Annotated in this window: 10 protein-coding genes; 4 read left to right on the top strand and 6 right to left on the bottom strand. The window is 63.5% G+C overall.

Going from position 1 to position 14,365, the window contains the following annotated elements; all coding sequences use genetic code 11:
* The first annotated feature begins 144 nt into the window (after positions 1–144).
* Positions 145–897 carry a DsbA family protein gene (locus DCY11_RS08365; protein WP_108683746.1) on the top strand — a complete coding sequence of 251 codons (753 nt, stop codon included), beginning with the start codon at positions 145–147 and terminating at the stop codon, positions 895–897.
* A 16-nt stretch (positions 898–913) separates the two neighbouring features.
* On the opposite strand, the gene DCY11_RS08360 is transcribed toward DCY11_RS08365, so the two are convergent.
* Both DCY11_RS08360 and DCY11_RS08355 read right to left on the bottom strand, forming a co-directional pair.
* On the bottom strand, positions 914–2,380 hold the full coding sequence (locus DCY11_RS08360) for an exopolysaccharide biosynthesis polyprenyl glycosylphosphotransferase (protein WP_159079894.1): 1,467 nt from the start codon (positions 2,378–2,380) through the stop codon (positions 914–916).
* 335 nt (positions 2,381–2,715) lie between these two features.
* Entirely contained in the window at positions 2,716–3,798 is a 1,083-nt protein-coding gene (locus tag DCY11_RS08355) for a GNAT family N-acetyltransferase (RefSeq protein WP_108682505.1), read from the bottom strand.
* 351 nt (positions 3,799–4,149) lie between these two features.
* On the opposite strand from DCY11_RS08355, the gene DCY11_RS08350 reads away from it, so the two are divergent.
* Positions 4,150–4,824: a polysaccharide biosynthesis/export family protein gene (locus DCY11_RS08350; RefSeq protein WP_108682504.1), complete on the top strand. Its 675-nt coding sequence runs from the start codon at positions 4,150–4,152 to the stop codon at positions 4,822–4,824.
* Positions 4,825–4,895: 71 nt separating this feature from the next.
* Here DCY11_RS08350 and DCY11_RS08345 read toward each other — a convergent pair whose 3' ends face one another.
* Genes DCY11_RS08345 through DCY11_RS08335 form a run of 3 tightly spaced genes read right to left on the bottom strand, consistent with a single transcriptional unit; the run spans position 4,896 to position 10,031 of the window.
* On the bottom strand, positions 4,896–5,345 hold the full coding sequence (locus DCY11_RS08345) for a potassium channel family protein (protein ID WP_108682503.1): 450 nt from the start codon (positions 5,343–5,345) through the stop codon (positions 4,896–4,898).
* 3 nt (positions 5,346–5,348) lie between these two features.
* Positions 5,349–8,537, bottom strand: coding sequence for an efflux RND transporter permease subunit (locus tag DCY11_RS08340; protein WP_108682502.1), 3,189 nt, complete (start codon positions 8,535–8,537; stop codon positions 5,349–5,351).
* A gap of 3 nt (positions 8,538–8,540) precedes the next feature.
* Entirely contained in the window at positions 8,541–10,031 is a 1,491-nt protein-coding gene (locus tag DCY11_RS08335) for an efflux RND transporter periplasmic adaptor subunit (RefSeq protein ID WP_108682501.1), read from the bottom strand.
* Between the two features lie 230 nt (positions 10,032–10,261).
* On the opposite strand from DCY11_RS08335, the gene DCY11_RS08330 reads away from it, so the two are divergent.
* Positions 10,262–10,675 carry a hypothetical protein gene (locus tag DCY11_RS08330; RefSeq protein ID WP_108682500.1) on the top strand — a complete coding sequence of 138 codons (414 nt, stop codon included), beginning with the start codon at positions 10,262–10,264 and terminating at the stop codon, positions 10,673–10,675.
* 39 nt (positions 10,676–10,714) lie between these two features.
* Here DCY11_RS08330 and DCY11_RS08325 read toward each other — a convergent pair whose 3' ends face one another.
* Complete coding sequence (locus DCY11_RS08325; RefSeq protein ID WP_159079893.1) at positions 10,715–12,931, bottom strand: DUF6600 domain-containing protein; 2,217 nt, start codon at positions 12,929–12,931, stop codon at positions 10,715–10,717.
* Positions 12,932–13,182: 251 nt separating this feature from the next.
* On the opposite strand from DCY11_RS08325, the gene DCY11_RS08320 reads away from it, so the two are divergent.
* Complete coding sequence (locus DCY11_RS08320; protein WP_108682498.1) at positions 13,183–14,307, top strand: DegT/DnrJ/EryC1/StrS aminotransferase family protein; 1,125 nt, start codon at positions 13,183–13,185, stop codon at positions 14,305–14,307.
* Positions 14,308–14,365 lie beyond the last annotated feature (58 nt).

Raw genomic sequence — 14,365 nt, 5'->3', positions numbered from 1 at the left:
TGTGCCAAAAACGGGCACGTCTTAAGGTCCTGCTTGCGCGCACCGCCTGGGGATGACGCCATGGGCGGTTAACGGCAAATAAACCCGGAACCGGCAGCGAATTGCTCGAGAAGCCGCGAGTACGGCCAACTATTGAGAGGCGCCATGATCCAGCATCCGCATGAGACCGAAGCCAATGCGCACAAGGAGCGTGCATCGGGACAAACCCCGGCGCGCTGTTTGGGGCTGGTCCCTTGCCGCCGCAAATGGGTGCTCGGGCTGATCGGCCTCGGCCTTGCCCTGTGCGTCATCGCCGTAGGGGTCGTCGCTATCGAGCGGCTGACGCGCACCGAGCGCAGCGAACGTGCAGCCGCGGCGCATACGGAAGAGCTCTATCGCGACCCAGCCAGCCTCGTTGTCGGCAATCCTGACGGCAACGTGAGCATCGTCGCCTTCCACGACTACAACTGCCCCGACTGCCGGGCGGGCGCCCCCGAACTCGTACGGCTGACGGACGAGGACGGACAGGTCAAGCTGATCCTGAAGGACCTCCCAGTGCTTGGCCGGGACTCGCAGGACGTCGCGCGTATTGTTCTTGCCGCAGAGCGCCAAGGCGGGGCGCAGGAACTGCATCGCCGCCTTGAAACCATCCAAGGGCGCGCGTCCAAGTTTCGGGCCTTGAAAATCGCGGAGGAACTTGGTCTCGACCGGTCCCGCCTGGAGCGAGACATGAACGACCCCGAGATTTCGGCCGTACTCGCTGCAAACAAGCAGCTTGCCGGCGAGCTTGGAATCAGGGGTGTCCCCTTCTATCTCGTGGGAGACCAGGTCTGGTCCGCGCCGCCGTCCGAGTTCTATTCGTCGCTGCAAGAGCAAGTGGCGCGCGTGCGGTCGGAGGGCTGCGGCACGGGATGTTGAGTGTGGGCGGCCGCGACTATAGCGCGTTGCGATAGGCTCGCGGCGAGACGATCGTCAGCAGAAGGATGTAGAAGTCGAAGAGCATCGACCAGTTGTCGATGTAGTAGATATCGTGATCGACACGCCCCTCGATTTTCTCGATCGAGTCCGTCGGCCCCCGGTAACCGTTCACTTGAGCCCAACCAGTAATACCGGGCTTGATGTTGTGGCGCCGCGCGTAGGACGCCACCAGGTTTTCGAAGTCCCGGTCGTGCGTGGTCGCATGGGGTCTCGGCCCCACCAGCGACATGTTTCCCCGAAGGACGTTGACCAGCTGAGGCAGCTCGTCGAGGTTCCAGCGCCGAAGGTATTGCCCGATCTTGGTGAAACGCCGGTCGCCACTCACGGCCTGGCTGACTTCCGCGCCGTCCTCGGTGGTGGTCATCGTACGGAATTTGTAGATCTGGAACTCTTTCTGATTGGAGCCCAGGCGTCCCTGCCGGAAGAGCACCGGACCGGGGGAGTCCAGCTTGATGAGCACAGCGACGACGATGAACACCGGCAGCGCCAGGATCAGTCCGACGGTGGCGCCCACTAGATCGACCGTGCGTTTCGCAAGAACTTCCAGGACCGTCAGCGGCGGCCGCGCCAAGTTCAGCGTCGCCAGTGAGCCCAGCCGCGACATCGGCAGCTGGAAGAAGCGATCCATAATCGTCTCGGGAACCAAGCGAACTCTCACCGGCGCCATCTTGAACATTTCCGCAATCGTGTTGATCGCGTTCACGTAGGACCACGGGACGAGGATCACGACCTCCTCGACGTCCGACTGCCGGACCCGCTTGATGGTGTGCCCAATCGCATCTTCCAGAGCGGCCCGGCCGAGAGCCGTGTCCGCCAGAACATGTTCGGGCCAGTTCACCACGCCGCTGACAATAAGCCCGAGATCCGCAGGCCGGTGGTGGTTGCGAAACTCTGCGATCCTGTCGGGCGTGCCCACCAGAAGCGCGCGATGAACCGCCAGCGCTCCCGAGCTGTAGCCTTCGCGAATGGAGCGACGCCAGAACGACTGCCACGTGACCAGGACCGGCAGGCCAACCACGTAAAAAAGGACGACAGCGCCACGCGAGTAATCCGCCGAGACTTTCATGAAGAAGGCGATGACGATGATGCCGAGGAAGGTCGCGTTCCAGAGATAGAACTCGTAGCGCAGCGTGCCCTTGGGTTTGGACGGGTCATAGGACTTGGCTTGACGAAGAACCAGGCGCAGGCCCGCGACCCCGAGGCCAAGGTGAAAATACGACAACACGGGACCGCTTTGCCCGTAGATGGCCCAGTGATAGGCAAGCCCCGACAACACTGCGAGACCCACGATAACGAGGGCATCGGCCAGCGGCCAAAGCGCGCGCAGCGTGCGCCCGAGCAGCAGGGGCACTCGGTACGACGGGCGAGTCGACCGCGAGGTGTCGGGCACCGGGTCGGTTTTGACGGTTAGCGTGTCGGACATGGCTTGGTACGGCGTTAGTTGATCCCTCTCGAACCGTCGAGAGTTGGGCCTCAGGAGGGACCAGTGCAAGATGTACGCCCGGCGGCCACGCCCCTGGAAGGTGACAAATCGTCCGCCGACGGAGCTCATAACAATCTGATTATTAATGCATTTTTTGAGAAAATCCGGCCCAGCGCGGCCGATTTTAATAATCGGTAACCTGTCCCAAAATGATAAGTCCGGCCGCCCGCCGGTTCCGGTCTGGGGCAGTGGTGCCGATAAGGACCGACGATGGCGGCGGTCGAGCGTCGACCTGGACCGCAGAACATCCCCCAGATCCGGCGCTCACGGCGGGATCAAGCGCGTTTTTTCAAAGACCTTGTCCGTTTGATGCGCTTCAGCTCTGCCAATGCCCCGGAGGCTGCGCTTGCGAGAGCTGCAAGCGGACCGGGGCCTATCCAGGCCGTGTACATGGGCAAGGCCCGGGTCCCAAACTCCGTCTTGTAGGCCTCGTCGCCGATCGTGAAGTCATAGACCGTTTCTCCGCGGTCGATGGCAGCCTCGATCGAATGCTCCATGATCAGCTTGCCGGCGGAAACATTGCGGAACGCCGGGAAGTTGAACCCTGTGAGCAAGAGGTGGAACCGCCCGCCATGGGACAGGCCAAAGACGATGGCCGCGTCTTCACCGCCGCATGTCAGCAGTTGAGTCCGGGCAAATCCGGACCGACACCCCTCAACGGCGACATCCTTGTAGAAGTTGAAGTAGCGCTCGTTCTTGAGGGGATCGTCGGGCAAGCGGTCCTCGCGGAACGACTTGAGGGCCGAGAAGGCGTCGCCGATCGATTCGGCGTCCGTCAGTTCCTTGAACTCGACGGCGCCCATCTTTGCCAAGGCACGGCCCTTTCGATCCAGGAAGCGGACAAAGCTTTTGCTGAGTGCGTCTTTGCGCCATGCGGAATACGGACCGTGCAGTTGAACCTCATGGGAATGGAACCCCATGAAGTCCGAAGGCAGAATTTGACGGAGCCCGAGGCTCTCGAGTGTGTCGCCGCGCATCTTCTGCAGGCGTCCAAGTAGGGCGGGCCGGATCGCATGCCTCAACAGCCCAACAATGTTCGGCTGGTCCCCGAGCTTTGGCTGCAGAGACAGATCGACAATCGGCGCGTTGTAGTCGCTCACGCCCATATCGGCGTAGCCGACCGTCGCGACGGGGCCCAGCCCCCGCCGGATCAGGGGAAAGACGACCTTCAGTTTCTGATCGGCACGCGCTCGGCCGGCTACGATCAGGGGTTTCGCGCCGCTGGGCGCGACCAGCTGCGTATAGACCCGGTCCAACCATATAGGGTGCTGGAAAGCGGTGGCCGATGATTGAGCGAAGAGTTGTTCGTACTCATCGGAGCGAAAGTCGAACGCGCCTCGCTGTTCGAATTCAATCATACGGACCCTCCTCGGCCCCAACACTCGCCTGCCCTGTGACGGGATCCGGAACGACAGGCGCTCCGACCGAGTGACTGAAATTTGTGTACGACAGATTGCGCCGGGTTCGGACGACCGGCTTGGAGCACGGTTCTAGCCACAAGGCCGTTAATTCCGCGTGGACTCCGGAATTCCATTGGCCTTTCGCGTGGCCATCCGACGGTTCTGCCGACCCCGGCGGCGGCACCGCTATAGGCCGGTCCGATCATACTGGGACATCCGCTCAGCATTTATTAACCATGCCGAGGGTAGGTTCGGGACACATCGACGTTGTCTGTCGGCGTCGTTCGCCGACGTCCTGGAGCCGCTTGTATGACCACGTGCCGTATCACGGTCAGTGCCAAGAAGATCCTCACCCTGTTGCTCGTCCTCATGGCGGGCGGCCTGTCGGGGTGCAAGGGCGGCGCCATCCCGGGGCTGAGAACGCCGGATCTTGCTCTTTCCACGCCGGCGCCCCTACCGTGGCCCGGCCAGCTGTTTCCACCCGGCGCAGGCCGCGCACCGCCCGGCGTCCCCGTGGTGCCCCACGCCAACTACACGCTCGATGCAGGCGACCGCGTCCGCATCATCGTGTTCGGGCAGCAGAATCTCTCGAACGTCTATACGGTCAGCGCCTCCGGCACCGTCGCCGTCCCCCTGATCGGACAGGTCCGCGCGCGGGGGCTCACCGCCGACGGGCTCGCGCGCCAGGTCGCGAGCCGGTTGCGCAGCCAATACATCAAGGACCCGAAGGTCACCGCCGAGGTGATCACCTACCGGCCCTTCTACATCCTCGGACAGGTCACGCGGCCGGGCCAGTATCCCTTCGCCCAGGGTCTGACCGTGGAGAACGCGGTCGCCATCGCCGAAGGCTATACGCCGCGCGCCAAGCAGCGCTTCGTCCGCCTCACGCGCAAATTCGACGGCGTCATGTCGACCGTCATGGTGCCGACCGATTATCCCGTCCAGCCAGGCGACACTATTTACGTCCTCCAACGCGTGTTCTGACGTCGACGCTCATCCGCCAGGTTGACGTCGGACTTTAGGAAAATTGGAACGGCGACGGGCTCGGCGCGGGGCTAATTGTGCGGCGTCCGCTTGCGGCGATGCTGAGCCCGGTTCTCGAACGTCCACTGTACGCCGACGAACACCAGCGCCGTCGACCAGCCGAACATCAGTAGACCGTTCGCGGCTTCGAACGACGACAACAGCCGCCATTTATCCTCGAGCACGATGTCTCCGAAGCCGAGCGTGGTGAACGTCACGGTCGAAAAGTAGAGCGCGGTCTCGAAGGAGTCGAAGGCGTCGAGGGAGATATAGAGCACCGCCCAGACCCACACCTCGATTATCGTGGCGAGAAACAGCCACAGAACGAAGACCGCCAGCCGGAGCGTCGACCAGATGAGCGCGGGCTCGTTGTGCCGGTCGGCATAGTCGCGCATGTACTCCACGCCCACCATGGTGAACACGCCTTGGATGACCGTCGTAATGACGATCATGGCGCCGCCGATGATGATCTCGAAGTGCATGACTTAGGTCTGCTGCGGGGCCGGGTCTTGCGTGGTTCCGGGTCCGCCCGGCGTATCGGAGCCTTCAGAGGTTGTCGGGGTGTCGCCGCTCTTCTTCTTGACGGACTCCCGCAAACGCTGGAACTCGACATAGAGGAACGGGATGAAGCTGACGCCGATCACGGTTGCGAACAGCATGCCGCCGAACACCGTCACGCCGACCGACACACGGGAAGCTGCGCCCGCGCCGGTCGCCAGAACAAGCGGCAGCACGCCCAGGATAAAGGACAGGGCCGTCATCAGAACGGCGCGGAACCGCAAGGACGCGGCTTCCTCGGCGGCTTGTACGATGGGTTCGCCCGCCTCCCGTTTCTCCTTGGCAAACTCAACGATCAGAATCGCGTTCTTCGCCGCGAGACCGACGAGTAGGATCAGACCGACCTGACCGTAGGTATTGAGCGCGATACCGGTGAAGCGTAAGGCGAGCAGCGCGCCCAAGACGGCAAAGACGACTGTGAGCATGACCGCCATGGGGATGGTCCAGCTCTCGTACTGCGCGACCAGGAAGAGATAGGCGAAGATGATCGAGAGCAGGAACACCGCATTGCCGGCCGCTCCCGCCTTGACCTCCTCGTAGGACATGCCCGTCCACTCATAGGTATAGCCGTCCGGCAGATTCTCTGCGGCCAGCGTATCCATCGCGTCGAGCGCCTGGCCCGAACTGTAGCCGGACGCCGCGTTGCCGTTGATGGTGGCGGAGTTGAACATGTTGTAGCGCTGGATGGTGTCGGGGCCGAGCGACGGCTCCAGCGTCACGAGCGTGCGGACGGGGACCATCGCGTTGTTGGTCGACTTAACGTAGAGGTCTCCGACGTCGGTCGGTTTCTCCCGCTTGTCCTGCTCCGCCTGGAGGTAGACTTGATAGACCCGGCCAAATTTGTTGAAGTCGTTGACGTAGTACGTACCGATATTGGCATTGAGCACGGTGAAGAGGTCTTCCGCGCTGACGCCCTTGGTTTCGGCCAGCTTGCGATTGAGATCGACGAAGTATTGCGGCGAGTTCGCCGTGAACGTGCTGAAGACGCCGGTGAGTACGGGATCGCCATTGGCGGTGTAGATGAACCCGTTGAGCGCCGAAGCGAGATCCCCCACCGGCCGGTTCTGGGTGTCCTGAAGCACAAACTCGAAGCCGCCTGTGTTGCCGAGCCCGGGAATGGCGGGAGGCACGAAAGGAATGATCGTGGCTTGAGGTATGGCGGCGAATTGCGGGCCGATCGATTCCATGATTCCACGCAGGCTGAGTTCCTTTGTCGTCCGCTCGTCCCACGGCTTCAGAACCGCGATCAGGAACGCGGCATTCGGCATCACGGTGCTTTGCAGAATTGAATAGCCGCCGACCGAGATGATGTTCTCTACGCCGGGGTTGTCCTCGAGAATCTTCTCGACCTGCTTCATGACTTGGGCCGTCCGCGGCAGGGCGGCCCCGTCCGGCAGGCTTACATTGACATAGACCGTGCCCTGATCTTCTTGCGGAATGAACCCGGTTGGGGTGGTCATGCCGAGGAAAGCAGTCGCACCGATCATGCCGGCGATGATCACCAGACCGAGGATCGTTCTGCGGATCAGATGGCGGACGATTGAGTTGTAGCCATTGCGCGATTTTTCCAGTCCCTTCTCGAACCAGGCCAGCGGTCCCCAGGTCGCTTTCTTGGGCTCCCTCAGAACGGCGGCACAGAGCGCAGGGCTGAGCGTGAGGGCATTGATCGACGACAACAGCACCGAGATCGAGATCGTCGCGGCGAACTGGACGAACAGCCGGCCCGTAATGCCCGGCGTGAAGGCGGACGGAACGAACACGGCGAGCAGGACGAGTGTGGTCGCGATGACCGGAGCCGTGACTTCCCGCATGGCGACCTTCGTCGCCTCTCGCGGCTCGAGTCCGTCGGCGATATGCCGCTGCACGTTCTCCACCACGACAATCGCGTCGTCCACCACGAGGCCGATGGCGAGCACGAGGCCGAACAGGCTGATCGTGTTGATGGTGAACCCCATTGCCAGCAGGAATGCCAGCGTACCAATCAGCGAGACGGGGATGGCGATGGCCGGAATGAGCGTCGAGCGCCAATCCTGGAGGAAGATAAAGACCACGCAGATCACCAGGGCCAAGGCCTGGAACAGCGTGACGACGACCTCCTTGATCGACGCCGTCACGAAGAGCGTGGTGTCGTAGGTAACCTGGTAGGCGACATCGTCGGGAAAGCGCTGCGCCAAGACTTCCATCTCCGCCCGAATCTGATCGGCCACGTTGAGCGCATTGGCGTCGGAGAGCTGATACACGGCGAGGAGCGCGGCTGGCTTTCCGTTCAGTTCGCCGAACCAACCGTAGTTCTGCGCCCCGAGCTCCACCCGCGCCACATCCTTGAGGGTGACCACCGTGCCATCGGGCTTGGCCACGAGGATGATTTCCTCGAATTCGGAGACCGTATCGAGACGCCCCTGAGCGGTGAGCGTGTACTGGAACTGCTGTGTCGGCGAGGTCGGCGCGGCACCGAGCGCTCCGGGCGCCGCCTGAATGTTCTGTGCGCGAATTGCCGAAATGACGTCGGTCGCCGTCAATCCAAGGCTCGTCATCCGGTCGGGCTGGAGCCAAACACGCATGCTGTAGTCGCGCGCGCCGAGATTGCTGACCTGCGCGACCCCGGGTGTCCGCGCCAAGGTGTCGAGCACATTGATGCTCGCATAGTTCGACAGGAAGATGCTGTCGTAGGTGCCCTTCGGAGAATAGATCGACACCACCATGAGCATCGTGGTGGACGTCTTCTGCGTCGTGACGCCTTGGCGCTGCACCTCCTCGGGAAGCTGCGGCAAGGCCTGGGCAACACGGTTTTGCACGTTGACCTGGTTGATGTCGCCGTCCGTGTCGATGCCGAACGTCACCGTGAGCGTATAGCTGCCGTCGTTCGTACTCTGGGACGACATATAGCTCATCCCCTCGACGCCGTTGACCTGCTCCTCGATAACCGCGGCCACGGATTCGGCGACCACGCTCGCATTCGCGCCCGGATAGCTTGCGGTCACCTGTACCTGGGGCGGAGAAATCTCGGGAAACTGTGCGACCGGCAGCACCATCAGAGCCAGCACGCCGACAAGCGTGGTCACAATGGCGATGACGAACGCGAATTTGGGACGGTCTATGAAGAAGGCGCTGAGCACGGTCTACTGCTTCGCCTCCGTGTTCGTGTCCGTCTTTTCATCCTTGCCGGCATCGGACGAGGAAGCGGGCGCGGCATCCTTATCCTTGCCTTCCGCATCCTTAGCCGTGTCGTCTTGCTTGGCTTGTGGCTCATCGGACGGCTTCGAGGTCGTCTCCGGTTTGGCGTCCTTGGGCTTCGAGTCCCCCGGCTTGGCGACCTCGGGTTTGGAGTCCTTGGCTTCTGCGCCGCTGGACTTATCGGCGCCGGTCGCACCGGAATCCGTATCCCCGGACGTGCCTTGCTCCTCCGACGACTGACCGACGCCATCGCCGGTGCTATCAGCTGTAGGCTTGCTGTCGACATTCTGAGCCGTTCCGGAGGGGTTCTGATAGGTCACTTTGACCTTCGCGCCCGGCCTCACCTTCTGGATGCCCTCGACGACGATCGTCTGACCTGGAACCAAACCCTCCGTCACGACAATCCCCGTGCCCACGCGCTGACCGGTCTTGATGGCGCGCGACTGCACTTGATCGCTGCTGTCGACGACAAGAACAAATGGCCCGGACTGATTCTGCTGAACGGCGGCCTGCGGAACAACGACCTGCTTGTCGGGTTTCGCGTCCGTCAGAAGGACGGTGACATACTGCCCCGGCAACAGAAGGCGGTCCGGGTTCGGGAACTTCAAACGGATGGCGATGGTGCCTGTCGTCGGGTCGACCTCGTTGTTGACGACATAGACCTTGCCCTTGTGCGGATAGAGCTTGCCGTCCGCCAGCCGAATCCGCGGCGTGAAGTCTTTCGCCGTACCGGCTTCCCTCGCCTCCACGTAGTTCAGGTAGATGCGTTCCCCGATCGAGAAGTCCACCTCGATCGGGTCCAGCGCGACCACCGTGACGAGCACGCCGCTTTCAGGCCCGATGATGTTGCCCACATCGACCGCCGAGATGCCGGCCCGGCCATCAAGGGGCGAGGTGATGGTCGCATAGCCGAGGTTGAGCTTGGCGTTGGCGACGTCGGCCTTGCCGGCACTAACTTCTGCGTCCGCCTGCTTGGCCTGGGACAAGGCAATGTCGTATTGCGCCTCGCTGACGCCAGGGCTGTTCTTGTCGACCAAGGCTTGGTAGCGCGCGAGGGTGAGGTTCTTCTCGTCGGAGCTGGCTTGCGCCTTGGCCAGGGTCGCTTGGGCCGAAAGGAGATCCGCTTCGAATTGCGACGGATCGATCTTGTAGAGAACGGCGCCTTCCTTGACCTGGCGCCCTTCCTCGAAGGGCCGCTCCAGGAGCGTGCCCTTGACGCGCGCTTGAATGTCCACGCTTTGAGAGGACCGCGTCTGGCCGACGAACGTGGTCTCGTCGCTGACCTCTTTCTCCGTGACCACCTCCGCCACGATGCCCGGAAGAGGTTCGTTCGCCTTTCCGGTCTCTTTGCCGTCGGAGCAGGCACTCAAGAAAAGAGGCAGCGCAAGTAGCAGTAGCGCCTTGCTCATCCCCGCAACACGACCCCACTGACCCATTCGACCCCTCTTGCACAGCTTGACCCAATCCGTGTGGCGCGATGCTACCCCACTAGGAACGGGAGACAAAACATGACCTACCGCAATCCACGTGCCATCGCGACCCCATGATTTTGTGGAAACTTGCACCGAACAGTCATAAGGCCGACATTCGGGTCACCGATCCGCATGGTGACACCAATCAAACCAGAGCCGTTCCAAACTAGGCTCGTTCTAGGGAGAACAACCTCATGGCGACCGTTCGCCCGATGCGTTCCAATGTCCGCCTCTTGGCCGCAGCGGCCGCCTGCGTCATGCTCGGCGCGATGCCGGCCCAGGCCGAGCGTCGCGACGGCGTCAACGGCTGCTTCATCGAGGAAGTGGAGACCGACGCAGGCAAGGTCTGGCGGCACAAACTCGACGTGCAGGTGCCGAAGGACGGCTACTGCCGCCTCTACATCGTCGATGACAAGGACAGGAAGAGCTGGCGCTATTGCTCGTTGAAGCGGGCGGCGGAGAACCCCGTGTCCGAGGTTTGCGATGATCCTGTCGACGACCCGGATTTCGACTATTGGAAAGCGAAGGCCGTGTGTGGTGGCATGAACCTTATGGCGACCTGCCGCCGGGAGAAGCCGTTGCAGCCGGGTCAGCTTTCAGGCGACTGACCCGAAAGCCGTCGCGAACAGAAGCCTTTCGCGACGCGGCTAGGACCTGCGCGACCTGTCTTTTGACTTCTTGCCTTTCGACTTCCTGTTTTGCGGCTGTTGCGCCCGTGGCCGTGGGGCCTGGGCGTTCCGTGCGGCAGGCCGTTTCGCCTGAGGCCTCGCCTGCTGCGGTCTTTTGGCCTGAGGCCTTGTCTGCTGCGGCCTCTTGGCCTGAGGCCTCTTGGGCGCCGCTTTCATCGCTTGGGGTCTCGGGCCCTGCGGCCGCTGGGCTTGCACTTTCTTCGGAGGGGATTTCCGCGCCTGCGGCATCGGTCCCCGCGGCTTGCTGTGGGCGGCTTCCCTCCCTGCAGGAGGCCGTTTCGCCTGCGGCTTTGGTGCCGGACGCCGTTTGGCTTGAGGTCTCGGCGCCGGAGGCCTGTTGGCGTGGGCCTGCTTCGGCGCAGGTCTCCGGGCCTCGGGTCTCTTCGTCGGTGGCCGCTGCGCCTGAGGCCTCGGTCCTTGCAGCCTACTGGCAGCATCGCGCCCCGCCGGCGGCCGCTTCATCTGCGGACGCGGTGCAGGCGGCCTGTTGGCATGCGCCTGCTTTGCCGGAGCCTTCCGCGCCTCAGGCCCCTTTGCCGGAGGCCGTTTCGCCTGCGGCCTCGGTGCAGGCGGTCTATTGGCGTGGGCCTGGTTTTCCGAGGGCTTGTTCGCCTGGGGTTTCGGACCGGGGCGCTGCTTGCTCTGCGGTCCACCCCCCTGACGGCCTGTGCCATCGGGCTTATTAGCCGTCGTACCGCGGCCCTGCGGCGGTCCGCTCGGACGGGTACGTGCATCGGGGCGCCGGTCGGGGCCGCGCCGGGCCTGCGAGCCGCCCGCGCCGTCCGGCTTGCGGCTGGCATGGCGGCGGTCGGCCGGCCCGTTCTGCGGACTGCGCGCGCCTCGGGCGCCATCGCCGTCTCGGGGACCCCGCCCGGGACCGCGATTGGCTTGTTGCGGGCGCCCATTCGCCTGCCGCCGCGCATTGTTGGGCTTGGCCTTGGGCTTTGGCCTGGCGTTAGCTGCCTTTGAAGCGCCCTGCTTGGGCTTGCTGCCTTGGTGGGGCCGCGCGGCCGGCGGGCGGCGGCGTTGCTCCTCGAGCTGCTTCCGCTGGACGTAGGAGGGCTTGACCGCTGCGGCCCGTTCGAAGGGCGTCAACCGCGATTGGCTCGGGGCGACATGGCGCGGCCCGTTCCTGCGGGCAGAAGCCCCTCCACGCCCCTGATGGGCGGCAACCTTCCGGCGCGTGGACTTCTGGGCCACCTTTTTCGGCGGACGGCGCGGCCCTGCGTTCTTTTTGACCCGAGGCGCGTAGACATAAAGGTCCCGGTTGCCACGGCCATAGGCACGGCCTCTGTTGGGGCCAGGCCTGTGGGCGGCCCGGTGGACGCGATACGGCTCGAGGTGCCGCCGCGTGACCCTGGACCAATTCGCGCGAGGGAAGCCCTCGTTGTAGATGGCCCCGTTCCGGTAATGCGGCCGGTACACGGTCTTCGTCGAATTGAACACCAGCGAGATGCTCGTGCGCGGAACCGCGTAGCTCCGCACCGCCGGTGAGGCGAGGTAGCGAGGCCGGACGAACGTCCAGGCGTCGGCTACGGGGGCGTAGGCGCGCGGCGCGTAACGCCGAGGTGCTCCATAGCCGTAGCCATAGCCGTAATCGTCGTAGCCGTCGTAGCTCTCGACGGAGAACCCGAGGCCGCCGGACGACAGGCCGAGGCCGAAATAGGACAGTCCGTCGTTGTAGCCGTAGTTCTGGTAGCCGCCGTACGGTGCGCCGTAGCCGCCATAACCCACGGTCCTGACCGGGGTCTCGGGGGCCCAACCGACATAGTCGTCGCTATAGCGCCACTGCACCCAGGCCGGTGACCACGTATCGCCGGGAACCCAGTACCAGCCGTACTCAGCATCGTAGCCCCAGCGCCCGTAGTGATAGACGGCCCAGGCGAACGGTTCGGGCGAATCCCAATACCAGCCGTGTTCGTCGGTATAGACCCAATTGCCGACCGTGTAGGGGCGCCAGCCCTGCTGGACCGCGTTCGGGTACCAAACATACCCGAAACGCTCGTCGGCGACCCAATCGCCATACGGCGCAAGGGCATCGTAAAACTCGTCAATCTGAAAATCGGCTGCGGCGTAGGGGGCGGCTGGTCCGCCCGCGTTCGCCTTGCCGGAAACCAGCGTGCCGCCGGCGATCGAGGCGATCGCCATCACGCAAACCATGAGCAAGCGGTTCATCAAGACCTCCACGGCCCCACCGCTCGGCTCGGGAGACCATATTGGCGCCCAAGGTGGAGGTCCCGACCTGAACCCAGTCTGAACGTGGCGCGTTTGCCCATCCAAGGGGCCGTTGCAGGTCAACTATGGCGTGCTGCGTCGTGTTGATGCGTCCCCTTGCCGACGCCTCCCGACTTGGATAGGGAAAGCGCTGCCCAGACGCTCGACTTCGAGAGCCGGGAACCGCAGCACAGAGATGAGAAGGAAGATTGATGTCGGGCGTCCCCTTTGTCGACTTGAAGACACAATATGCGCGGCTGAAGCCGCAAATCGCCGACGCGATCCAGGATGTTCTCGACGACGGCCGCTACATTCTCGGCCCGGCAGTCACGAAGCTTGAAAGCGAGCTCGCCGAATATTGCGGCGTCCGTCATGCGATCTCGTGCTCCAGCGGCACCGACGCGATCATCATGCCGCTGATCGCCTACGGCATCGGGCCGGGCGACGCGGTGTTCGTGCCGTCCTTCACCTTCACGGCCAGCGCCGAGGCAATCATCCTCGTCGGCGCCTCGCCCGTGTTCGTCGATGTCGAGGAAGACAGCTTCAATCTCGATCTCGCCGATCTCGACGCAAAGATCGCCGCGACCCGAGCGGACGGTAAGCTGACGCCGAAGGCGATCCTCGCCGTGGATCTCTTCGGGTTGCCCGCGGATTGGGACGAACTCAACACGTTGGCTGATCGCGAGAACCTGCATCTGATCGACGACGCGGCGCAGTCCTTCGGCGGGGTCTATGATGGCAAGCGCGTCGGTTCGCTCGCGCATGTGAGCTGCACCAGCTTCTTCCCGGCGAAGCCGCTCGGTTGCTACGGGGACGGCGGCGCCATCATGACCGACGACGACGAACTCGCCGAGCTCCTAAAGTCGATCCGCGTGCACGGCCAGGGCGCCGACCGCTACGAGATCGCCCGTATCGGCATCAACGGCCGTCTCGACAGCATCCAGGCGGCGATCCTCTCGGTGAAACTGCCGATCCTCGACGATGAGCTGGCGGCACGCGATCACCTCGCATCCATTTACGACGAAGAACTCAAGGACGCGGTGACGGTTCCGAAGCGCATCCCGGGGCGGCAGTCGGCCTGGGCGCAATACACCATCAAGACCGACCGGCGCGCCGACATCCAGGCGGCGCTCAACGAAGCCGGGATCCCGTCGGCCATCTACTATCCCAAGCCGATGCACCTTCAGGCGCCCTACGCACCCTATGGCGGCGGCGAGGGCTCTCTGCCGATCAGCGAGACCATCTGCCATCAGGTCATGAGCCTGCCGATGCATCCCTACCTGCCCGACGACGACGCACGTCGGGTCGCTGAAGTGATTCGCAAAGCGGTGGCCTAGCCGAAAAGGGCCGCAACGCGCCATTTGTGCCGTTTCGAGGGGGAACCACCACCGAAGG

The organism is Methyloceanibacter sp. wino2 (assembly GCF_003071365.1).
In the GTDB taxonomy this organism is placed as follows: domain Bacteria; phylum Pseudomonadota; class Alphaproteobacteria; order Rhizobiales; family Methyloligellaceae; genus Methyloceanibacter.
The sequence above is the reverse complement of the archived record's forward strand: the minus strand, read 5'-3'. Positions and strand labels throughout refer to the sequence as shown.

Excerpts from the sequence above, each read along its gene's own strand:
- DCY11_RS08335 (WP_108682501.1), bottom strand. The coding sequence starts at position 10,031 with ATGGGTCAGTGGGGTCGTGTTGCGGGGATGAGCAAGGCGCTACTGCTA.
- DCY11_RS08345 (WP_108682503.1), bottom strand. The coding sequence starts at position 5,345 with ATGCACTTCGAGATCATCATCGGCGGCGCCATGATCGTCATTACGACG.
- DCY11_RS08350 (WP_108682504.1), top strand. The coding sequence starts at position 4,150 with ATGACCACGTGCCGTATCACGGTCAGTGCCAAGAAGATCCTCACCCTG.
- DCY11_RS08330 (WP_108682500.1), top strand. The coding sequence starts at position 10,262 with ATGGCGACCGTTCGCCCGATGCGTTCCAATGTCCGCCTCTTGGCCGCA.
- DCY11_RS08320 (WP_108682498.1), top strand. The coding sequence starts at position 13,183 with ATGTCGGGCGTCCCCTTTGTCGACTTGAAGACACAATATGCGCGGCTG.
- DCY11_RS08360 (WP_159079894.1), bottom strand. The coding sequence starts at position 2,380 with ATGTCCGACACGCTAACCGTCAAAACCGACCCGGTGCCCGACACCTCG.
- DCY11_RS08325 (WP_159079893.1), bottom strand. The coding sequence starts at position 12,931 with ATGAACCGCTTGCTCATGGTTTGCGTGATGGCGATCGCCTCGATCGCC.
- DCY11_RS08355 (WP_108682505.1), bottom strand. The coding sequence starts at position 3,798 with ATGATTGAATTCGAACAGCGAGGCGCGTTCGACTTTCGCTCCGATGAG.
- DCY11_RS08365 (WP_108683746.1), top strand. The coding sequence starts at position 145 with ATGATCCAGCATCCGCATGAGACCGAAGCCAATGCGCACAAGGAGCGT.